The sequence below is a fragment of the Acidithiobacillus sp. M4-SHS-6 genome, assembly GCF_047421495.1.
Lineage (GTDB): Bacteria > Pseudomonadota > Gammaproteobacteria > Acidithiobacillales > Acidithiobacillaceae > Acidithiobacillus.
The window spans coordinates 1,035,246-1,056,825 of record NZ_CP175559.1; the positions used below are offsets into that span (position 1 = coordinate 1,035,246).

25 protein-coding genes are annotated in these 21,580 nt (G+C 55.8%); 20 read left to right on the plus strand and 5 right to left on the minus strand.

All coding sequences use genetic code 11. From position 1 onward, the window contains the following. Positions 1–102 precede the first annotated feature (102 nt). From ACJU26_RS05315 to ACJU26_RS05325, 3 genes are all read right to left on the minus strand, one after another. The gene (locus ACJU26_RS05315; RefSeq protein WP_414041481.1) at positions 103–5,112 is read right to left on the minus strand and encodes a toprim domain-containing protein; all 5,010 of its coding nucleotides are present in this window, start codon (positions 5,110–5,112) and stop codon (positions 103–105) included. A 200-nt stretch (positions 5,113–5,312) separates the two neighbouring features. Beyond that, positions 5,313–5,678 carry a hypothetical protein gene (locus ACJU26_RS05320; RefSeq protein WP_414041482.1) on the minus strand — a complete coding sequence of 122 codons (366 nt, stop codon included), beginning with the start codon at positions 5,676–5,678 and terminating at the stop codon, positions 5,313–5,315. A gap of 59 nt (positions 5,679–5,737) precedes the next feature. Next, positions 5,738–6,166, minus strand: coding sequence for a hypothetical protein (locus ACJU26_RS05325; protein ID WP_414041483.1), 429 nt, complete (start codon positions 6,164–6,166; stop codon positions 5,738–5,740). Positions 6,167–6,279: 113 nt separating this feature from the next. On the opposite strand from ACJU26_RS05325, the gene ACJU26_RS05330 reads away from it, so the two are divergent. Then, the gene (locus tag ACJU26_RS05330; protein ID WP_414041484.1) at positions 6,280–7,005 is read left to right on the plus strand and encodes a helix-turn-helix domain-containing protein; all 726 of its coding nucleotides are present in this window, start codon (positions 6,280–6,282) and stop codon (positions 7,003–7,005) included. A gap of 13 nt (positions 7,006–7,018) precedes the next feature. Here the strand turns inward: ACJU26_RS05330 and ACJU26_RS05335 are convergent, their stop codons facing one another. Then, the gene (locus tag ACJU26_RS05335; protein WP_414041485.1) at positions 7,019–7,420 is read right to left on the minus strand and encodes a type II toxin-antitoxin system MqsA family antitoxin; all 402 of its coding nucleotides are present in this window, start codon (positions 7,418–7,420) and stop codon (positions 7,019–7,021) included. 2 nt (positions 7,421–7,422) lie between these two features. After that, positions 7,423–7,719 (minus strand): type II toxin-antitoxin system MqsR family toxin, encoded by a 297-nt coding sequence (locus ACJU26_RS05340; protein WP_414041486.1) that lies wholly within the window; start codon positions 7,717–7,719, stop codon positions 7,423–7,425. A 216-nt stretch (positions 7,720–7,935) separates the two neighbouring features. Here ACJU26_RS05340 and ACJU26_RS05345 point away from each other — a divergent pair, with 216 nt between their 5' ends. From ACJU26_RS05345 to ACJU26_RS05435, 19 genes are all read left to right on the plus strand, one after another. Beyond that, positions 7,936–8,205, plus strand: coding sequence for a hypothetical protein (locus ACJU26_RS05345; RefSeq protein ID WP_414041487.1), 270 nt, complete (start codon positions 7,936–7,938; stop codon positions 8,203–8,205). A gap of 16 nt (positions 8,206–8,221) precedes the next feature. Further along, the gene (locus ACJU26_RS05350; RefSeq protein WP_414041488.1) at positions 8,222–8,548 is read left to right on the plus strand and encodes a hypothetical protein; all 327 of its coding nucleotides are present in this window, start codon (positions 8,222–8,224) and stop codon (positions 8,546–8,548) included. 156 nt (positions 8,549–8,704) lie between these two features. Further along, the gene (locus ACJU26_RS05355) at positions 8,705–8,902 is read left to right on the plus strand and encodes a hypothetical protein (protein ID WP_414041489.1); all 198 of its coding nucleotides are present in this window, start codon (positions 8,705–8,707) and stop codon (positions 8,900–8,902) included. 306 nt (positions 8,903–9,208) lie between these two features. Next, entirely contained in the window at positions 9,209–11,305 is a 2,097-nt protein-coding gene (gene iscB / locus ACJU26_RS05360; RefSeq protein WP_414041490.1) for an RNA-guided endonuclease IscB, read from the plus strand. A 74-nt stretch (positions 11,306–11,379) separates the two neighbouring features. Beyond that, the gene (locus ACJU26_RS05365) at positions 11,380–11,763 is read left to right on the plus strand and encodes a hypothetical protein (RefSeq protein WP_414041491.1); all 384 of its coding nucleotides are present in this window, start codon (positions 11,380–11,382) and stop codon (positions 11,761–11,763) included. Between the two features lie 141 nt (positions 11,764–11,904). Continuing rightward, positions 11,905–12,141: a hypothetical protein gene (locus tag ACJU26_RS05370; RefSeq protein WP_414041492.1), complete on the plus strand. Its 237-nt coding sequence runs from the start codon at positions 11,905–11,907 to the stop codon at positions 12,139–12,141. Positions 12,142–12,179: 38 nt separating this feature from the next. Beyond that, entirely contained in the window at positions 12,180–12,512 is a 333-nt protein-coding gene (locus ACJU26_RS05375; RefSeq protein WP_414041493.1) for a hypothetical protein, read from the plus strand. A gap of 332 nt (positions 12,513–12,844) precedes the next feature. Continuing rightward, positions 12,845–13,546, plus strand: a complete 702-nt coding sequence (locus ACJU26_RS05380; protein ID WP_414041494.1) for a hypothetical protein — start codon at positions 12,845–12,847, stop codon at positions 13,544–13,546. 195 nt (positions 13,547–13,741) lie between these two features. Beyond that, positions 13,742–14,410: an ATP-grasp domain-containing protein gene (locus ACJU26_RS05385; RefSeq protein ID WP_414041495.1), complete on the plus strand. Its 669-nt coding sequence runs from the start codon at positions 13,742–13,744 to the stop codon at positions 14,408–14,410. Between the two features lies 1 nt (position 14,411). Next, positions 14,412–14,630, plus strand: coding sequence for a hypothetical protein (locus ACJU26_RS05390; RefSeq protein ID WP_414041496.1), 219 nt, complete (start codon positions 14,412–14,414; stop codon positions 14,628–14,630). Beyond that, on the plus strand, positions 14,627–14,935 hold the full coding sequence (locus tag ACJU26_RS05395; protein ID WP_414041497.1) for a hypothetical protein: 309 nt from the start codon (positions 14,627–14,629) through the stop codon (positions 14,933–14,935). Before ACJU26_RS05390 ends, ACJU26_RS05395 begins: the two co-directional genes overlap by 4 nt. 105 nt (positions 14,936–15,040) lie before the next feature. Beyond that, positions 15,041–15,367: a helix-turn-helix domain-containing protein gene (locus ACJU26_RS05400; RefSeq protein WP_414041498.1), complete on the plus strand. Its 327-nt coding sequence runs from the start codon at positions 15,041–15,043 to the stop codon at positions 15,365–15,367. Between the two features lie 187 nt (positions 15,368–15,554). Then, entirely contained in the window at positions 15,555–16,442 is an 888-nt protein-coding gene (locus tag ACJU26_RS05405; RefSeq protein ID WP_414041499.1) for a phospholipase D-like domain-containing protein, read from the plus strand. Further along, on the plus strand, positions 16,442–17,317 hold the full coding sequence (locus ACJU26_RS05410; RefSeq protein ID WP_414041500.1) for a metallophosphoesterase: 876 nt from the start codon (positions 16,442–16,444) through the stop codon (positions 17,315–17,317). The genes ACJU26_RS05405 and ACJU26_RS05410 overlap by 1 nt, the downstream gene beginning before the upstream one ends. Beyond that, complete coding sequence (locus ACJU26_RS05415) at positions 17,307–17,651, plus strand: hypothetical protein (protein ID WP_414041501.1); 345 nt, start codon at positions 17,307–17,309, stop codon at positions 17,649–17,651. The genes ACJU26_RS05410 and ACJU26_RS05415 overlap by 11 nt, the downstream gene beginning before the upstream one ends. A gap of 94 nt (positions 17,652–17,745) precedes the next feature. Next, the gene (recJ, locus tag ACJU26_RS05420; protein ID WP_414041502.1) at positions 17,746–19,536 is read left to right on the plus strand and encodes a single-stranded-DNA-specific exonuclease RecJ; all 1,791 of its coding nucleotides are present in this window, start codon (positions 17,746–17,748) and stop codon (positions 19,534–19,536) included. Between the two features lie 121 nt (positions 19,537–19,657). Then, positions 19,658–19,921, plus strand: a complete 264-nt coding sequence (locus ACJU26_RS05425) for an antitoxin (protein WP_414041503.1) — start codon at positions 19,658–19,660, stop codon at positions 19,919–19,921. Next, positions 19,921–20,247: a type II toxin-antitoxin system PemK/MazF family toxin gene (locus tag ACJU26_RS05430; RefSeq protein WP_414041504.1), complete on the plus strand. Its 327-nt coding sequence runs from the start codon at positions 19,921–19,923 to the stop codon at positions 20,245–20,247. Before ACJU26_RS05425 ends, ACJU26_RS05430 begins: the two co-directional genes overlap by 1 nt. Before the next feature lie 393 nt (positions 20,248–20,640). Continuing rightward, positions 20,641–21,573, plus strand: coding sequence for an ATP-binding protein (locus ACJU26_RS05435; protein WP_414041505.1), 933 nt, complete (start codon positions 20,641–20,643; stop codon positions 21,571–21,573). The last annotated feature ends 7 nt before the right edge of the window (positions 21,574–21,580 follow it).

Sequence of the window (21,580 nt, forward strand, 5' to 3'; positions counted from 1 at the left end):
CCTGTCGGCCCCCGCCCGCTGAAGGTTTCCATGTGGGGCAAGCCTTGCAACCCATGCCGTCTGCAGGACATGCCGTCTGCAAGACTTACAGTCTGTAAGACATTAGCCGCTGTTTTTGGCATGGTGCCCCCGAAATTCGGTGGAGGTGATATGCAGAGGTTTGCGCAGATCGAGTCGCGGGATGCGGGGATGGTCACGCCAGTCGTCGAGCAATGCCTGCAGCAAGGGATCTTCGGCCAGCCGCTCTGCGAGAGATGTTTCGGCATCATCCAGTGCCGGGATCACCGACAGGCACTCGGGGTGTTGCAGAGTGAGATAGCTATCGACGTGATGCGTAAGTACCGCCAGTGTTTCGATGACGGGGTGATCTGGGTAGGGGTGGAATCCGGCGCGGGCATTGGGCCAAGATTGCTGCTGAATCAGACTCTTGGTGAACCAATGGACCCATCCCTTGCGGTAGTCGAGGCCGATGCGATGCTCGAAGGCTTGCAGAATTTCGGTGGTGATCTCACCGCCGCCTGCGCGATGCCACTGACCCTCAAGTTGCAGGAGGCGCTGCAGGTAATCCCTGGGCACGAAAGCCGGGAAGACGCGGGCGGGATCGGGATCGCCAGGCAGAGATCCCGGTGCATCCATCACACCAACAAAGCCCCGGACGTACGATCCCATGATGTCGAGGGTGATCACGTCCGGATTGCGCATCGTCCGGGTGGGTGAATCAGGATCAGGGACAGCGGCTGACTGTTGGCCCGGGGTATTATTATTATATCCCCTGCCAACACCTGAATCTTCCGCAGAATCAATGCAATGCGCTTCCCCTGAAGAAGCTGGTCCTGTGGATAACTGCTCTCCCTGTCCTGGTCCTGCGGACGGCAGCCCTGCGGAGAGCAAATCTCCTGCGGAAGGCACTCCTGCGGAGGGCAAATCTCCTGCGGAAGGCACTTTGGAACTGTCCGGGTTGTACCGGATGTAGGTCCAGGGATCGGGCCGGTCATCGGCAATGCGCTCCTCGATGACGAGTTCCGGGAAAGCTTGTTGCAACCGGGCGTAGAGCGCGGGTATGTCGATCAACTGATATTCGCCATTGGTCACTTCGCGCTGGAACTGGTCTGCTTTGGAGAGTCCGGGATTCAGTGTCTGGTAGAGGTCGCGGGCACTGAACCGAATCTCACCGCCGCCGTTATCCTTGCGCTGCTGGATGAGGTCACGGAGCAGGTCGAAGACCACATCTTTTTTCTGGCCATCGTCGGGACGATCCGGTGCCAGGAATGGCTGATCGCGAACAATGATTTCGGTAGGCTTGCCGGTCTGGATTTTGTAATCCAGTACATCGGGACGGGATTGTTTCAGCAGTTCCAGAGCCTCGCGCAGATTTTCGGACTGGAATCCCGGCAGTCCGTTGTCTTTTGCGGTTTTTTGCAGGGTTCGGATACTCATGCGCACGGTTCTCTTTGGAGATGCCTCCAGCAATTCGGCCTGTTGTTTGGCGTCCTCGGCATCATCGACCCCAAACTCATGCAAGGAAATGTGATACCGGCTGATGAGGTTGGCCAACCGTTCAACGGCCTGCTGGTGGAGCTTTTCGGGCGTCAGGAACGAGGTGAGGATCACATCATCGATGTAAGTCCCGAACAGACCGTCGATGGGCGGGATCTCGGAATAAACGTCGCAGAATTTTTGGCGGGCTGAGCCGGCAGGGTTGTTGACGCCGCGCAGTCGCCCACTGGCCTGGGTGACGATTTGCGACACGCGCCAGCGCACGAAACGATAAAAATCGGGATTGGCATAGACGCGGGAAAGGACTTCCTGCCCCAGATATGGGAGAGGTACATGCGCCATGCGGCTGCTTTCCCAATGATTTTCAAACTCGTCGAGGTCTGACCAGTTCTCCCTGCCAAAGATGCGCCGGGTGGCGAGGTAATCCCGCACCAGCACCTGGATGGGGGGTAGATCCAATGACCAGATCACCAGTCCGTCGCAATCGGCCCAATCGTTATGCGCGACGTGATGTTTGCCGATCCAGCCGATGAGGTGTTCGTATCCCGGCCGATATTTTTTTGCCCACTCCTGCATGGCCGGGGCCATGTCCTTGGCGACGAGCATGGCGACTTTCAGACCCTGATCCCAGTAATCTTTGAGCACGTTCTGTGCGCTTTTCAGGGCGTTGATCGGCTTGGTGCGAAAAGCGGTTTTGGTATGGTTTATGGGACGCCAGACCAGATGCACGTTGTCCTCGGCAAAATTTTCGTTGACTTTTTTACTCATTTCGACGAGCACGAGGTCCGGGGTGGCGGTGTAGATTTCGATGCGTTTTTTGCATTCGCCGGCGAAGCTGAGTTTGAGTTCCTCACCGATTTCGGTGGGGAAATAGAGCAAAATTTTTCGATCGGCTATGGAAAAGCCTTCCAGGAAAAAAACGCTGCCGTGTTGCAGGGCTTCTGCCAGATGTTTGACAAAGACTGTGGGCACGATTTTCCGGTGGGATTCTGGCGACGGATAATAGGGCTGCTCGAACAGCGCTTCGTGCTGGATTTTTTGGGCTTTGATGGATTTTAAAAAGGGTTTGACGAACCGGCGATACACTTTTTTGGTGTTGATGAATGCCGTGAATTGTTCCGGTGTCATGCGCTTGTCATCGTCCATCACATTCAAAAAATGATCGAACAAAAACCGGTAGAACAGGATGACTTTTTGCATGGACGCAATGGATTGCGTCAGTGATTTTCGTATCTTGATATTTTCGGGGGTGTCACTGGGGGTTTGGCTCAGACGAAATTGCAGATCCTTGATCCAGTAATCGGTGGCTGCTTTCGCTTCCTGGAAAATTTTCCAGTTGAGTTCCTGACTATCCATCAATAGAGGCATTTCGTCCTGCCGTATTTCGGTGGCCTGCGCGAACAGCCGCTTGTCGTGCTGCGCCAAGGCGGTAGTGGTGCAGACGGCTTTTTCCTGATAGCTCAATAAGCGGTTGAGCTGCATGGGGCAGGGCAGGAACTGGCTGAGTGTCGCTTTTTGCACTTTATTTTCGGTGCCGGCGCAGCGATAGGGACCCAGATTTTTGACCGGATTATCCAGTTCGCTGAGGATTTCGTCGGCTTCGTCGGGTTTTTGCTCGGCACGCACCAGAATCTGCGCTACACGTCCGTGAGGGCAGACGGCGCACTCCTTGTTGCAGCCATGTTTCTGGTGAGTGAGGATGTCCGGGTGCAATTCGCCGTTTTGCTGGCTTAAGGCGCCTGCCAGATCCATCTGCACACCGCCCTCCAGCACTGTCCGGTAGCAGGAGGGCAGCGTATTTTCGGCCATGTCTTTCTGGAGGGTGTCGGCATGAGCCACATAGTGGGCGTCGCGGGTCCAGACGATGGGAGCAGTGGATGCATCCAGTCGATCTGCGATCATGTTTTTGATCGTGTCCTCGTCAGCGATGACATTGGTCCGGCTATTGCGCTGATAATAGCTGTCATCCCGGGTGCGATGGTCCTGGATGATGCGGGTGGCATCGCGTCGCTGCGGGGTGGCGATGAGTAGATGATCCTGCCGGTTTTCCGGGGCAGGCAGATGGGACAGCAGACGGGTTTTGCCCAGGCCGGTGGTGTCCACATTGACATGGACGCCCTGCAAATCGTCGTCCGGGGTGTGTTTGCGATGGTATTCTCGCATGTCGATCTGACAGCGGGCGGCATGAGTATCCTGAAGAACATCGCGTGACTGGACCGGGATGGGCCGGATGGGACCGTCGCTGGCAGGATCGTCTTCAGGCCAGTAAAGAGGCGCTTTTTGCAGGTTTTCATCGGCGTCACGGATGGCGGCCTGGAGTGCGGCATCCATGCGGCCCTCGATGAGCACATCATTCCAATCCCCGCACCAGTCGGGATCGCCGTCTGGCGGAGGTGGCAGGAGATAGAGCACCTGTCGACCAATACGTCTCAGGGTGTGGGCCAGATAGGCGGCGGCCTTTTCGCCGGCCTGGCTGGGGTCACGATCCACCAGCAGGATGTGGATTTCCTCGGATGCCACCTGATCCATGACTTTACCGTCGAGATCCAGGATGGTTTCCGTGAGGTTTTTGTACCCGGCGGTGGACCAGAGGACGTTGAGCAGTCCGCCAGATTGCTGGGTTACGGAAAGTCCGGTTTCCAGTCCTTCGGCGTAAAAAACCCGCCGCTCGCCGGTGCTGGTGAGTTTGGCTATGGTCTCGACACGGCAACCTTGCGGGTCCAGAGGCACGGTGATTTGGGTCATGCCTGCGGGTCCCGACATGGCGCGTCCGGTTTTTTTGGCCGGATGATAATCATCCTGGGGATGGCTCAGGAATGTCCGCTGCATCCCGCTGATGCGGTCGGTATCGAGCGTGGTATGGGTACGCAACCCCAGAGGGAAAAAATGGGCGAATGGCCAGTAAGGGTTGGCGAACAGGAAATCCGCGCCTTTGTCCTGCTGTTCGCGTTCCTGCTCGGTATCCTGTAGAGGTCGTGTACCGATGATGCCGGGCTGGAACCATTGGGTGGAGAGCTTGCGCAACCGGAAATATTCGCGGGTGGTCTCCAGTTGTTCTTTGCCGACGCATCGCGGATCGGGCGGGGAAGACACAAAGGCACCATGAGGATCATCGGGAGCGGGCCATGCCACGGTGGGTTGCAATACTTTGTTTGCGGTTGTTTTTTTCTGGAAAATACCCAGGTCCCGGGTGGAATCTTTGCCGTGCATGAGTTGCGCCCACTGCCATTCTGCGCGGGCGGGAGTGAGGCTGGAGCGGGAGCGTGCGCCGCCGCGCTGGGCGGAGAGCACCTGCCATTCCTCGTCCGTAAGCTCGCCTTGTTCGGTGGGGATCAGACCCCGGGATTCCTGCAGATGCTGAACCAGATCCACGGTGCCACCCCGTTTTTGATCCCGGTGATCGTACCAGTAGCCATTGGACCAGATGACCAAAGAGGGGGAATCCTCACGAAAATCGCAACGGACGCCGCCGTGGGATTCGGGGCGAATGCGCGCACCGAAACGGATGGCGATTTCGCAGGCCATGCGGAACCAGTCCTCCGGGCTGCGGGCGGAGAGATGCGGCTCGAGTCCGGTTCGAGCGAAGTGGATGCCGGTCATATTGATAATGGTCATCTGGGATCCTCTTTTTTCTGTTCCTGATTCCTTGGTGCCGCAAACTTCTTTCGGCATACTCACCATTGGTGCCGCAAACTTTTTGGCGTTGTTATTCTTGGTGCCGCAGACCTGCAGTCGGCAAGGTTGGCATGTCCTGCGGTCTGCAAGACATGCCGTCTGCAGGACATGCCGTCTGCAAGGCTTGCAGCCTGCATGGCTTAATGTCCGGCGATGTGTCCGGCGCGGGGACCGCGTCGGGCAAACTGATACGTGCGTTGGTTATCGCGGGCGGTGATGATGGTGTCGGTGACCTCCAGTACCCGGGCGGGCCAGTCGCGGGTCCCGTTGGTCAGGATGAGCATATTGCCGGGGTCGACCTCGTCCAGAACAGCCCAGAAAACAAGATTGCCGCCGAACGGGTTGGGGCGGGCCACGACGCGGATGCGTGGTGCTTGCGGCCTGCGAGGGGGCTGCTCCCTGCGAAGAGCGGATGCCGCCTGCAAGGCTTGCACCCCGGCATGGGGCTGCGTCCCGGCATGGTGTTGTGGAGCTGGGCTGATTTGTGGATTGAATTCAGGCTGCACAAGATTCTCCTTTTGGGTCGATGATCTATTGGTGCCGTAAAAAATTTCTGGTGATGTCATTACTCATTAGTGCTATCAGTGCTATTCGTTCGCCGTTTTATGGCACCAGAATTTTTGGTGCCGCAAGAACATCGGCATGGGTTCATTGCTGCGCATGCCTGCGCCAGGGTTTTGGCGGCCTGCCATTCCCCCCGTCGAATGGTCACTTTTTCTCTTTTGATTTTTTGGCGGAACAGGCGAGTTAATGCGGTACGGCTGCGCGGATCGTGCTGCAGTTGATATTGGGCGGCTTCGGCGACGGTGGTGCCCTTGGGGAAGAGATCGGGACGAATTTCGTTGGGTGTGATCCGTAGCGTCTCGGCCAGCAACACCACCCGGCTCAACGGCACTTTGCGCCATTGGCTGACCGCTGATGGCGTCACGTTGATGGCGTCTGCGATGGTCAGGATGCCAAATTTCCGGACGATGGCCGGGAGATGATCGTACATGCTGTGCTCCGTTGCGCTGTATAAGTAACGATTAGCATAATTGCGCGGCGGTGTCAATGCGCTGGGGAAACATCCGGAGTACAATCAGTAGATCACGACGGTATGGAGAGGGTATGACGCAGATCGAGGCGCGAAAAAACCGCAACAAGCCGCGCAACACGATGTGGCAATTGATGAAGCAGTTACGGGAAGATGCCGGGTTGCCGCAATCGGAAGTAGCGAATAAGCTGGGTATCCGGCAAGAAGCGGTAGCGCAATGGGAACGTCTTGAAGGGAATCCGCCGGGGTTGGCCCGGTTGCCGGCACTGGCCCGGATCTATCAGGTGGATATTTCCGTGCTGGAAACGGCCAGGGGCGGGGCCGCACGAACTGCCCGCGCGGTGCGTCTGCCGGATCTGGATTTCGATCATGGTATGCGGCCAAAAATTCACGGATTTCCGTTACCCTGCCTGGAGGCGATACAACCCAATGATTTTGTGGGCCAGATTTTATGGGCGATCCGCAATCCGGATGTTCAGTGGCGCGTGGTATCCACGCCTTGCGACACCCGTGCATTTTTCTTCAGGATGGACAATGACAGCATGGAGCCGATGATTGCAAAGGATTCCTGGGTGGCGTTTGATCCGATGATCACGCCCAAGGATCAGAATATCGTGTTGGTCTATCGAAAGGAAAAAGACGGGCAAACCATTTCCTGGTTGATCCGGATGCTGCGCGTAGAAGGGGATCAGAAAATCCTGATGGGGGCGACCAAAGAGTCATGGCCTCCGAGAAACATGGATGACCAGGACAGAATCGTGGCAGTGGCCATCGAGGCGCACACGATTTTCCCTCGTTGACAGGATCAGTCGATCAGGCGGTTCTCACTTCGTTGAGCAAATCGGGGTGATGATCCAGTAACTTGAACAACTTGACCAGAGCGAGCGGTGGTTTGGTCTTGCCGTTTTCATAGCGAGAAAAGGCATTGATGCCGCCGCCGAAGATTTCCGCAGCTTCACGCTGATCCAGGTTGAGTTTTTTGCGTACGTCCGCGATGAAATCTGGATCGACGATGGCCGCGTTCACCTGCCTGGAGAATGCGCGCATCTCGAGCATAACGCGGTTGGATTCCGCCGCGTCCAGAATGGATTCGGCACAGGCCGGGCAAAAATCGCCCGTCACTGCCGCAATGATGGTAGTTTCGCCCTTATAGGTGTAGGGCAGGTCTCGGGTATCGTGGATCAGTTCCGCCGCGCCGCAAACCGGACATTTCATCGTCATAACTCCTTGAAAGACACGATCAGCACGTCATCAATAACTGTCAATTTCAGGTACACGTCACCCGCCTGCGTGCTGGGGCGGTATACGTCCTGCCATACCGTGTGATCGGCATGGGTGGTCATGCTCTTGTAAAAGTCCGCTGGCGTGAGCGCCATCATCACGTCCAGCATGTCGGAGAAAGCCAGTCCCAGCTCATTGGCGCCGGTGCGCGCCGCGTGCGTGGTGCGCACTTTGTCCGCTTTTACCAAGTCCCTGACGACCGCCAACCGGCAATGTGGGGTTCGTTTCTCCATGTGCGTATTCTAATCTGGTCGATGCTATTTGGCAAGTTGGTTAGTGGTGAAGTTTTGACGCTTTCTGCCGCCTTTTCCGCAGGATAGCGCCAGAAAGTTGGGATTAGCAGGGTGTTGACAGTATAATAAGTAAGAATTAGTATATTGCTTGTCTGGCAGGTAATAAGCCACTTTGCGGCTGTCATGGCTGAGTCACCAGCCTGAAAAGAGCCCGACATGCAGATGGTTCGCGGAGAAAAACGCTATGCGGTGATCGCCGTGGATGGCGATGTGCTGACACTGGCCAACCGCTACGGCGCGGCGTTTGCGGTGGAGATTTCAACGCTTATTGCCAATGGTTATTGCCTGGAATGCGCGACGGATGAGGCGATGCCGGATGGGTGGCCGGACGAAACGCGGGTTGCGGCACCAAAGGATGCAGCGGTGAAAATTTCATCGGAACCAGGGCGTGAAAAGGACATTTTTAAAAACCTGTTTGATTTTTGAAATAAGGAGAGCACCCATGACGGAACTGGAAAAGATTGAAGCGCAGATTCAGGCCCTGACGGCCAAAAAAGAGGCTTTGAAGTTGGGCATTCCGGCCTCGAAAACCGAACTGCGCAAGGCGTTTACCAAGGCGCTGCCCGGCGAGTCCTATTTCGGGCTGAGTTTCCTGCAGATACTGGGGGCGCTGGATGTGGTCCGCACACGCGGAGTCACGGAAGAGCAGGGCGCGGAGCTGGAGCGCCTGGGCCGCGAAGTCCTGAAAAAATATGTAGAGCGTCCCGCTGACACGGATGATGCGGAAAAAATGCAGGAAGCCATAAAACCGCTGAGGGATACAGAATAATCATGCAATGGCGACGAGTGTCGGGAAAAACGCGACCGCATAAAAAAACTGATTTTAGCGGTTTTGCTGATGGTGGACAAGGTCGGTATTTGGGCTGCAGGTCATGTGTGCTGGAAAGTAGTTTATATGTCTGATCAATAAAAGGAGATTGAAGTCATGGAATGGATAACCTTACCGGAAGCAGCACTGAAAAAAGAATGGGAATCATCGTTGAAAAAAGTCCATCAGCTTTGGGAGAAGCTGGATGACGAATATGAAACGATTAAATTCCTGCATCATGTTTTTGTGCGAAAGAAGATATTGACAGAAGCGATTCAACGCAGCATCCAGCATCGTGCGGTCACAAATAAATAGTCAACTACCCCGTCCTGAAGGGCGGAGCTTGCAAGGCAGTACGCAGGCTGGGTTGACCAGGGGGCACAAGCGGTAATGTGCAGACGTGGGATACGGGTCGGTCAGACGCACCCTGGAATGCTTCCTCAGTTCCAGGCTCTGCAAGGCAGGCATCATGCTGGCGAAAGGGAAAACGCCGAAGGTGTCCGCCGCCGCTGGCAACAGCGGGAGCCGGTATCACACAGCCCCGAGGGGAGACCCTTGCAGGGAGCAATCCTGAATAGGGCGTAACCAGTATCCGTAAGGATACGTTTTAAGGAGAAGCAAATGGCTGTATTTGTTTTGGACAAAAGGCACAAACCGCTGATGCCGTGCTCGGAGAAACGGGCACGGATACTGTTGGAGCGGGGTCGGGCGCGGGTGCATCGCATGGTGCCCTTCACCATTCGTCTGGTGGACCGCTTGCGGGAAGATTCCGTCCTGCAGGAACTGCGGGTATCCATCACGCCCGGCAGCAAAGCTACAGGGTTGGCAGTGACCCGCGAAGCGGAGAACGTGGACCCGGCAACGGGAGAAGTGATTAAAGCCCGTGTGGTTCTGATGCTGCTGGAATTGCAGCACCGGGGCCATGCCATCCGGGACAAGCTGACCAGTCGCCGGGCTTTTCGCAGACGGCGGCGGAATCAGCTTCGCCATCGTCCGGCACGCTTCGACAACCGCACCAAACCCGATGGCTGGCTCGCGCCCAGTCTTCAGCATCGTGTGGATACCGTCATGACCTGGGTACAACGCTTGCTGCGCTGGACTCCCGTCGCCAGCCTCTCGACGATGCTCCACCGCTTCGATACCCAGGCCTTGCAGAACCCGGAGATCAGCGGCGCGGAGTACCAGCAGGGCGAACTCCAGGGCTATGAGGTTCGCGAGTATCTGCTGGAGAAGTGGGGTCGCAAGTGTGCCTACTGCGATGCGGAACACACGGCCCTCACCATCGACCATATTCACCCCAAAAGCAAAGGCGGCAGTGACCGGGTGAGCAATCTCACCCTGGCCTGCTTCCCCTGCAATCAGCGCAAGAACCATCAGGACGTGCGGGACTTTCTGGCGAAAGACCCGCAGCGTCTGGCGCGGATCGAGGCCGTCCGCAAGGCACCCCTCAAGGATGCCGCCGCCGTCAACAGCACCCGTTGGGCGCTCTGGGAACGATTGAAAGAAACCCATCTCCCGGTTGAAGTCGGAACCGGCGGCAGGACGAAGTGGAACCGCAAGCGCCTGAATATTCCCAAAACGCACAGTCTGGACGCCATTTGCACAGGCCGGGTGGATGACATTCAGGACTGGCGGCAGCCGGTGCTGACCATCAAGGCCACAGGGCGGGGCAGCTACCAACGCACGCGCTTGACGAAACACGGTTTTCCGCGTGGGTATCTCACCCGGAGCAAGAGCGCGTTCGGCTTCCAGACCGGGGATATGGTCAAGGCCATCGTCACAACCGGCAAGAAGGCGGGTATATATCTGGGCCGCGTCGCCATACGCGCCAGCGGCAGTTTCAATATCCAGTCCGTTACCGGACTGGTACAAGGCATCCATCACCGTTTCTGCACGCTGATTCAGCGGACGGATGGCTATGGATATATGTGGACCAAGATAGCATCGACAAAAGGAGATGCGGAAATGGGGCGGTCGTTGACCGCCGCGCTATCCCTTCCCGGCCTTGCAGGCTGCAAGCCTGAACGCCGGGGTTTCCCGCACAATCGGATGAAATTTGCCACAGACGCCGATCAGGTGCTTTTTAACTTCGACGCCACATGGCGAACCGTGGGTGAGGATGTGCTAAATCGGGCATTGCCGCTGATTCGTCCCCTGAAATACGACTTGTCTGCTCGGTATGCGCTGACGAATCGGGAATATCACAGAATCTGGGCCGCGTTTAACGCCCTGGGCCTGTGGGAACATGTTCAACCCATGCCGGGGGCCGTAGATACGATCAAAATGCTGCTGGATATGGGGCATGAAGTGCATGTCATCAGCAGCGTCCCGGATCATGCGATTCCGTACCGTGAACGGCAACTGGAAAAGCTGTTTGGACAAGCACTGGTGTTTCATCCCTCACAAAACGGTTTTTCCGGGCATGACGCCAAGCCGGAAAAATCGGTTTTTCTGAAAGCGATTCGCCCGATGTTTTATGCGGACGACTGCTGGCCGCATTGTCTGGAAGCGCGGTATGCGCATGTGCCGTACATTGCCCGGATTGACGGGGCGCATGGCGGGAACGGGGAACCGGTGGACGGGGTGCATGTGCATGACGGGCTGGCGGAAGCGGTAAAGGCGTTTTTTGCCTCTTTTACGTCTTTTGAAAGCCATCCGAAACCCGCAGTGTATGGCGATTTCTCCGGGTTGAACCGGTTGAAAAAATGCGCTACCTGAGTCTTTTTTCCGGCATTGAAGCGGCGACCATCGCCTAAGTAATGATTTACGGGATACATCAAAGGAGAAATGTTATGGATGACGTAATAACCGTCGTGATTCGCAAGCCTGATGATATGGAAGACTTGTTGAAAGTCCAGCAGGCATTGACGGAATTGGCCCATTATGAAATTGGGGCATCCGGAGAGAATACCGTGGCGGTGCTTTATCACATCGAGCATCATCCCGATTTTGATCCGGCCATTGCGGAAGATGCGCGTCAGGGCAGAGAATCGCCACGTTTTTGGTTTGGTCGTGAACCTGGCAGCCAGAGTTTGGGCGTTTCGACGTTGGTCGCCTCTGCGGACGGTCCCAGGGTAGTGTCGCAAGATGGGATTTGCCGCCTCTCTCCTGGTCATTCTGATTGGGACGAGTTGCGTTTATCTGGTGTCTTGCTGGATACGGAAGAAACAGCGTGATCTCAAACGTGTTCCGATGAATGGGACGAATGGGCATGTTATCCGAATCAGACGGTTTCGCGTGTATTCGAGTGGCACATGGAAAGAGGTGGTGATTTCGGATAAGTCACATGTGCCAGCAAAAAATTATCAGGAGGTTTCATGAATCGGTTAAAAGCAATATCCCTCATTCTGGTGAAAATACTCCTCTTTGTCGTGATCGGGACGGTGATAACCCGATATGTGGACATACAGATGCATATTCCCTTCGACAAAGGCACATGGCTTGTGGGCCTCATGGCGATCTGGACGGGGCTGTCGGTGCCGGAATGGATTTTCCAGACGTGGATAAAATATCGGGATGGAGAGACAACGGGTTTCGGCAAAGGGTTTCGTTAAGGGTGTGGTTTGTTCGTTGAAGTAGGTGAGGGTAAAAAGTGAAACGTATAGCAAAATATCTGCAACTGTTTCTTGCGCCTTGGATGGCCGTACTGATGCTGGCTATGCTTTCGCTATTGCTATCATCGCATGTTACTGCCCAGCTTGTGGATGCCGAGCAACTTTTTGGACTTGATTCTCAGTTTATGGTCAAGGTTTTCGGCATCCTGTTCATTGTGGGCATCGTTCTGATGTTGATCTCTATGATGGTTGATGGCTTTTTTCTTGTGCGTCAGAAATACGGAGCGAGGATTCAACAATTTGTCTCTCCAGTGATCGCGCCCCTTTCCGGAAAACTGCTTTCCATTCGCCATCGTATGACGGACAGGTAATGGCAATGGACAAAGGTGGCAGCGTTTCTCGGCTTGAGCGTCGGCTTGTCGTTGATATGGGATGTGATATACCCGCCATCCGAAAAAGTGCCAACGCCACCAACCGTGAATAGCCTGCCTTTTCCCAGGGCACGGGTATTATTGAGGTTCCCGGTAGCGACAGCCGCCGAAAAATCAGCATGGCAGAAAGCAAAAGCGGAGATCAAAGCATCTCCACATAAAATGGTGGTTATACCGCGCATCCCGATGAAAACCGTGACTGGCCCGGCTGTGGTCCGGCAAGTTGGACCTAACACGTACGAAGTTCACATGATACAAAAAGGAGTGTAGTTATGGAAAAGACCATTTGTTGGAAAGATGGGAAAGATGTGACCGAACATGATGTCATCCTTGGTCATTCCCGTTACGGCATGAGTGCGAACCCTATGATACGAGTCCAAGAATCGATGCGGGTTTCACCCGATAAAATCATGGTTGGAGAAGAACGCAAACCACCTTTTTATCCTTTGTCTATGGCTGAAAACAGCCGGGACATGGCCCAGGAGCTTGCTGACAAGATTCAACGCCGCATGGAAGCGGGTTCGCCATTGCTGCTGTTGGGTGATGAAAATGATTTGACCAGCATACTGAAAGATCGAGGAATTATTCAGGAACAACCGTATGAAGGAATCGGAAAATTCCTGTTGCATGATGTGCAATCATTGTGGCTACGTTGTCATTTAAGTCAATCTGGCTCTTATTATGATGACAAAAGCATTTATAGGTTGATGTTAACATCTATACTGCAAGCCTCAGTATCTCTTCAGTATGATCATCCGATGATTGTTGTCGTCAACAGTATGGATGCTATTGATGTGGTGAATGATGGGTTGCACATATCAGATGATGCTCTGCGTGATTTAATGCAGGAACAAAAAAAACGACATATTGAAATAGTTATCACAGATTACGCGGCGTTCATGGCTGTGTCGCAAGATGTTCAGAGAATGTATCTGGAAAACTGTCTTTCTTCGGACTGGCATTGTGCAGGGTAATCCACTGAGAGGTTTTCATGTGTTGTGAAGGTTGGGATTTGGGAAAAGACGGGGAAACCCCGGACGGCGAGCGCCCTGATTGTGGGGAGCCGACCGTGGATGGGCAAGCGGTGCGCGGTTGCTGTTGGTCGCCGGTGGTTTGTGAGACTTGCGGATCAAGTCCTTGTGACGGAAGCTGTTAAAAAGGAAAACCACATGATCGTCACGCAACGCAACAATTATCCGGCAGAAACATTCGCCGCAAAAACCTGGGCAGACGATCCTGTTCAGTCTGCTGCCATCGACCAGATTTATGACCTGCCGGGTTCCGGCTGGATGCCGGTCGGCTCGGTCGAGTTTTACCGGGCGGCCATGTCGCATCAGGGGATACGTGAGCCTGCACCTATCGACTATCCGGAATGCCTGTATGGATATCTGGTGGACAAGCCGTTTCTGCTGGCCTGGGGTATGGTCCGGCATGCGCGGAAGCTGCACATCAAGCCCTGGCGCACCAAGCTCGATCGGCCAGAGTGGCAACACGACACGATAGTCTGGGTGATGCCGAAGCACCGCTTCGCGGCGGAGTGGAGATATTACGTTTGTCAGGGGGTGATCCTGGGACGCGGGCGCTACGACGATGGACCCGATGATGCGCCGGAGGTGGACGAATCCCGTGTGGCAGAAATGGTGGATCGTTACCAACAGCACGGCGCGCCCGCTGGATACGGGCTGGATGTGGGCGTATCGGCGGAGGACAGACGGACGCAGCTTATCGAAGTGAATGATGGTTGGGCGTTGGGATTGTATAAGGGTACTTGCTCGGCCAAAGATTATGTCCGCCTGCTGGAGGCGCGATGGGCGGAACTGTCGGCACCAGGAGGGTGATATGTGCGATGTCGTTATTTTGGATGGTGTTCGCTGCGAGATCCAGGGAGACCTGATGGACGTGTTGGGGACGGCTGATCTGATGCCTGATGTGTCGTGTGGGTATAGTCAAAGAGACATCCAACAGCATCTATGCCTGTGCTGTGTCGATATTCCAGCAACGCTGGCAAAACATGGATATTCCGGGATCTGGAAGATCGAAGGATGCTTCGACGAATGACAACAACCATCTGGGACAGCCAATGGGACACGGATATGGATGCACTTAAAAAACGGGTGGACGCGCATATGCGCCTTCATTATCAGGTGTCACTGGATGATTTGGAGATCGGCGATGTACCCGGCTATTGGCAGGATAAAGAGCCAAAAATACACGCCGGTCATCCGCTGCATGGGTGTCTGTTTTGTGAGGGGCCGTTCGTGGCGACTTACACCTATTTCGACCATTGGAAAGATCGTCGCGGGCGGTTTGCCAGCCCGACGCGGACGTGGAAAGCATTACGTGAAAGGAAACACCATGGATAAACAAAAGCTCAAGGATTGTCCGAACTACTGGGATGGCTATATCGCTGCCGTAATGGATGTGGCCCATGTGATCATGTGTTTGCCTTTCGACAAGGATTGGTGGAAATGATGTCAGATTTCGGTATAGAAATTATTGCGGCAGTAAAAGACGCCCTTGATGATTCCTGGCAAACCGCCCAGGAAATTGCGGACAAACTGCATATTCGACCACGCAATGTTCAGACAGCTTTGGGGAATCTGAGCACGAAGGGACTGGTCGAAACCCAAGGGAAAAAGCCCATACGTTATCGACGGCATGAAAAACCGGACATCGGCTGCTGGACCCATCAACACACCGAGTACAAAGGCGAACCCATGCCCTACATGCGCCCTGGAAGCTATTCCCCACGCTCCCGCCCGACCATCATCGTCGGTGTCAGCAAGAAAGAATGACGGATCCTGGCAATCGCCAAGATCACCATAGAGCAGCATAGCGTAAGCGTGCCTGTTATGACCCGAAAAGGAGAAACATCATGTTTGGATTCGGAGAACACACTGAAAACATCACGGCCACTTGTCCCTGCTGCCAAACGACCATGCAGCAGGATATGGGTGCCCACGGTTATCTGGGGGGGTTGTAATGCCACTTTACATCGAACCCCAAGCCGGGGTAGCCCCTATCGTGAATATCATCAACCAGTCCCGCCACGAGGTCAGTGTCGGTGTTTACTACATGACTGACCGTCCCATTCTCCGCGCTCTCAAAGCCGCCCATGCGCGGGGTGTGGATGTCCGGGTCATCATCGAAGGGAAGCCCTACGGGATGCGTCCCTGGCAGGTCCGCAAGGAAGAAAAAGAGATCGAAGCGACCGGAGCCAGTCTGAAGCTCGCGCCATACCGCTTTACCAGCCATGGGGATCACTATGCTTTCCTCCATGCCAAATATCTAGCGACTGGCCATGAGGCAGAAATAGGAAACCCGAATTTTTCTTGGTCGGATTTCCATGACGCCAGAAACTATATGTATATTACCCGCAACGCGACGATTGTTCGTGCCGCGAATGCCGTTTTCAATGCGGACTGGAACAACCGCCATGCGCCCGCATGGACGCATCGGGTTCTGGTCCTCTCGCCGGGTACGTCGGTCAACCAGATATTGCAGGTCATCCATCAGCCAGGGCCAATCTGCATTGAAGATGAAGAAATCGGGCCGTATCGCCCGACGCTGGACGCGATTGCGGCCAAGGGACGTTTGGCGCGGGTGATTCTGCCAGCGAATATCAATGTGACCGATCAGCGCGACGTGGCCTTTTTGCGGGAGCATGGGGTACAGGTGCGTTTGTTACCCGTGAAGCCTATTTACCTCCACGCAAAACTTGTGCTTTCTCAAAGGCTTGCGTATATCGGAAGTGAAAATCTGGACCGAACCAGCCTGGAAGTCAATCGGGAATTGGGGCTGCTGCTGAATGGGTCGGACATCGGCAAATTGCAGGCACAGTTCAACAAGGATTGGGCGGCGGCACAGTAATGTTTGGGAAAAACCCCTATCGAAAAACATTGCCCGTCAACACGCAAGGCCGCGACTTTGTGGTCGGTGATCTGCATGGTTGCAAGGCGCTGCTGGATGCGGAACTGGTCCGGCAGGACTTTGATGTGGCACGGGACCGCCTGTTCAGTGTGGGTGATCTGGTGGACCGTGGTCCGGATAGCGAGGGTTGTCTCGATCTGCTGATGGAACCCTGGTTTCATGCGGTCATGGGCAACCATGACGCCATGCTCATGGCCTGGTTACGGGAACAACAAGGTCTGGAAAGTGTGGGATGGTATCCCCGGCGGCAACGGGATTACGCGGGAAACTTCACCTATGGCAAAGGCTGGCAGTGGGCGAAGCGCTACCATCGTGCGGCAGACCATTTGCCGTTGCTGGAGTCTCTGCCCTTTATTTTGGAAGTCGATGGTCAGTTTCAGGTGGTTCATGCCGAAACGGTGGATCTGTATGGTTCAGGCGAGGAAGCCCCGCAGACCATGGATGCAGCGGCATGTCGGGAAGCGTTCCATTTCATTCTCGGCTATGACGGGGAAGGGGATTGGCTGGATCATCTGTTGTGGGGGCGGAATATCCAGATCGCGGTGCGCGCTGCCGTTCATAGTGACGCGGAGCTGGCCAAGCTGGGGAAGCGAATGCTCCAGAATGCCCAGGAACGGTCTTTCAGGCGGAAAGCCCTTCGCAGGGTGCAAGCCTTGCCGGTCTATTGCGGGCACACCATCGTCCCGGAAGTGGCCTGCCATGCTGGACATATCTTTGTGGACACCGGCGCCTATGATACCGGGAATTTGACCGTGCTGGAGATACCCCTACGGCATGAACCAACAGCAAATCAGAGGATGAACATTGAATCATAAGGAAGCACAGCAACGCTTGATGGCCCCCCAGTATGGCCTGCGCGGGAAACCCTTGGTGGGCCATAATAGCGTACTGACAGGGCCTGACCAGGTGCAGGAAAGGCCGCATAAAAAAGTCCCCGCCCGATCTGTTTCAACCGCATCACCCGGTTCACCGGAAGCCGCACAGACGCCATTCTGGTATCCCAGGGATCTGGACATGCCGGAGAAACCCATCCCCGCGAAACCCTTGCAGGGTGCGAATCCCTTGCAGGGTGAAACCCATCAAGAGCGCAGGGAACCTGCAAAGGATGTTCCCGTGACGATCCGGAAGAAACGCCGCATCGAGCGATAGGCGTGTCACCTTTCAGGGTGAAATCCCTTTCAGGGTGAAGCCCTTGCGCTTTGCGGCACCTGAATATCAGGAACATTGCGAAAGGAAAAACTGGATGATACAGACTACTCCCGCCCTGATTCGTCGGTTACTGTTGGCGCGTGGCGCTGATCCCGAAGATACCCTGTCACTATCGACGCTTTCCCCGCCATTGGGGCCACAAGGGTTTCTGGGCATGAGCGATGCCATGCAAGTGATGGCTACGGCCATAGCGCAGCAATGGCCGGTGACCATCGTGGGGGACTACGACGTGGATGGCGCCTGCGCTACCGCGATTTTGCGCAAAGGGCTGGAAAGCGTATTGCCTGTAACCAGCATCGTGCCCAACCGCCTGACGGAAGGTTATGGCCTGTCAGAATCGGTAGCGGACCGCATTGCGCCGGACACCCGGCTGGTCATCACGGTGGACAATGGCATCTCGGCCCATGCGGGGATTGTGGCGGCGAAAGCGCGTGGCATGGCAGTCATTGTGACCGACCATCATTTACCGGCATCCACCAGACCACCGGCGGATGTCATCATCGATCCCAATCAGCCGGGATGTCCGTTTCCGTGGAAATCCACCTGCGGCGCGGGGGTGGCATGGTATTTTTTATGGGCGATGCACCTGACCCATCCGGCGTGGATCGGGAAAGAAACCCTGGAAGAAACACTGGATCTGGTAGCGTTGGCGACGGTGGCGGATCTCGTCCCCCTGGAGCGCAACAACCGGGTACTGGTGGCCAATGGCCTGCGCCGCATCCGTGCCGGAAAGATCAATCCGGGGCTTTCGGGGATTGTCGCCTTCGCCGGTCTGGAACTGGCCCAGATCCGGGAACAGGATTTTGCGTTCCGGCTGGGCCCCCGGTTGAATGCGGCGGGACGCCTGGCCGACATGCAAACGGGCATTCGCCTGTTGTTGAGCCGTGATGCCCAGGCCATTGAGTCCTGGTCCCGCTTTCTGGAAACCGTCAATGCGCAACGGAAGGAAGTACAGGCGCACATCGAGCAGGAGGCGATGCAGATCACCGAAAATCTGCGCGATACGGGCGATCCGGTGATTTGCGTCGGCAATGACGGCTGGCATAGCGGGGTAGTAGGCATTGTGGCCAGCAAGCTCAAGGAACGTTATCAACGTCCGGCTTTTGTGTTCACATCCACGGGAGATGTCGGACAGACGGCGCAAGGTTCGGGCCGGTCGATGGACGGCTGGCATCTGCGCGATGCCCTGGCGCTGGTGGAAAGTCGCAACCCCGGACTGTTGAACCGTTTCGGCGGACATGCGATGGCGGCGGGATTGTCGCTGCCCAAGACACGTTTCGAGGAGTTCCGGCGCAGCATCAACGCCATATCCATGGAACAGATCCCGGGCGGACAATTCAAAAAAGCCGTGTGGTGTGATGGGCCTTTGCAGGCGGCGGAATTGACCCTGGATATGGCCCGAGCCATTGAACAGGCAGGCCCTTGGGGGCAGGGGTTCCCGGAGCCGCTTTTTGAAAATGATTTTGTGGTGATGTTCAGCAAGCCTATCAAAAATGGGCACTGGAAGTTGCAATTGCAACTGGCCGATGGCATGGGTGCTCCCCGGACTATCGACGCCGTGCATTTCCTGAATGGCCGGGAAGTCGCGCAGGAACCGCCTCCGGTGGGTTTTCGAGTGCGCGCCCAATATCGGTTGCAGGTGAACCGCTGGCAGGGCCGGGAAACGGTGCAACTGATGCTGGAACAGGTATTGCCCGCACCCGCGCCGGTGGCGATGCCCGTCCAGGAATCCCAGCCTGTCTTCCGTCCGCAAGACTTACGCGGTCAGCAAGACTGCCAACAAGCGGGTTTCGCAGACCAGTATGCATCAAGTGGCCCATCCTGACGCAAGTATGCAGGTCGTGAGTGTGGCGTTTGCCCGTTTTCATTGCTCCCAACCCCATTGCCTTGCAGGAGAACGGCGCAGGTATTATATTTAGGTATAATCTTCACGAAGGGAGAATCCCATGCACACAACCAATCTCCGCAAGGTGGGCGGATCGGTCATGTTGGCCGTCCCTCCGGCAATCCTCGACCTGCTGCACTTGCAGGCAGGAGCTACGGTCGGCGTTGCCGTGGCCGATGGACGCCTGATAGTCGATCCCCAGCCGCGCCCGCGCTACAACCTGGCCGAATTGCTGGCCGAAGCCGAAGCCTCTGGCATATACCCGCTGCCAGCGGAAGAACGCGAATGGATCTACGCCCCGGCAGTCGGAAAAGAGCTGATTTGATGAAGCGCGGCGATATTTACCTGGTTGATCTGGAACCCACAGCGGGGCATGAGCAACGCGGTCGTCGGCCAGTGCTGATCGTGTCGCCGGAAGCCTTCAATCGGTTGACGCGATGCCCTGTAATCCTGCCCATCACCAACGGCGGCGGCTTTGTCCGCCGCGTCGGTTTCGCCGTGCCGATCAGCGGCATCAAGACCACTGGCGTTATCCGCTGCGATCAACCCCGCGCCCTCGATTTGTCCGCTCGCAATGCTCGCAAGGTGGACACATTGCCGTCAACGATCATGGATGAAGTCTTAGCGACGGCAGCGGCGTTATTCTATTGACCGCCACGCCGCTTCTTTTTTTAATATTACATGTAAAATCAATAAGTTGCGTTCTGTTGGCATGAACCAGATCAAGTCCCTTTCGGTCAATCATTCGGCACTGGTGGACGCCGCCGGGGGGCTCGTTGGCCCCCTTCGTTGTCCGGGCTACGGGCCGTGGATTGCATGGACAGATCCCACGCCCGGCGAAGCCGGGCTTATTCAGATACAACAAAGCCCGCCATAGGCGGGCTTTGCACTCCCAGGCTGATCGGCAGCGCCGTTCTGGGTAACGGCTTCACGAAATGCAAGCGCACTCCTGCCTGATTGCCGACCATTCTAACACCCGTCTGATGGGCCACAAACCTTGCGGCACCAATGGTTCAGAGACTGATTGAATGGACGAGGTGAAGCATGGCATTGAATCTGCAGCAGGGCGGTCAGATGGAGCCGGTACGGATGGTGCTGTACGGCCAGAACGGCATCGGCAAGACGACTTTCGGGGCGGGAATGAACCAGCCGTTCATTCTGGCCGTTGAGGATGGCATCGGTACCATGCCGGTTTGGCATGACAAGGCCCATGCCAAGCATTATGACGAAATTGTGCAAACCCTTTTGGAAGTGGGTGGTTACTTTCAAAAAGGCGAGTTCAAATCCCTGGTCATTGATTCGATGGACGCCCTGCAAGGCAAGATCCAGGAAAAGATTTTGCGGGAACATGGCAAGAAAACCCTGAACGACTTTTCCTATGGCAAGGGCTACGAACTGTTCAAGCAGGAATGGGAAAAATTCCGCGATCTCATGGAGCGGTTCCGGGTGGAGCTGCGCGCGAATGTGTTGTTGATTGCCCAGACCGAATCCCGAACGGTGGCTGACCCGGTCAATGGGCCGCATGACACCTATGTCATGCGCCTGGACAAACGCGCGGTAGGAGTATTGCGGGATTGGGCCGATCTGGTGGGTTTCGCGCAACTCAAGGCGGATCCCGTCCGTGACAAGGATGGCAATGTCGTGCGTCTGGTGACCAATGGGACACGCATTTTGTGTACGGCGCCGAACACGGCTTTTGACGCCAAGAACCGATTTGATCTGCCGCTGGAATTGCCGCTGGCCTGGAACTCGGTGGAAAAAGCCATCCAGGAAGCCTACCAGCGCCCCTTTGATCCGGCGCGTTTCGCGCAAGCCTCCATCAATGGTTTTTCTGCTGTGCCTTCTACAGCCCTCGCTGGAACGTCGCCTGCCAGCGTACAGCCCGTCTCTACTGCACCTGCGGCACCATCGGCGTGGCCTGCAGCACCCGCGTCTGCGGTGGTTCCGATGCGGAAATCATCGGGGCCGGGCATGTAGAAAAAGG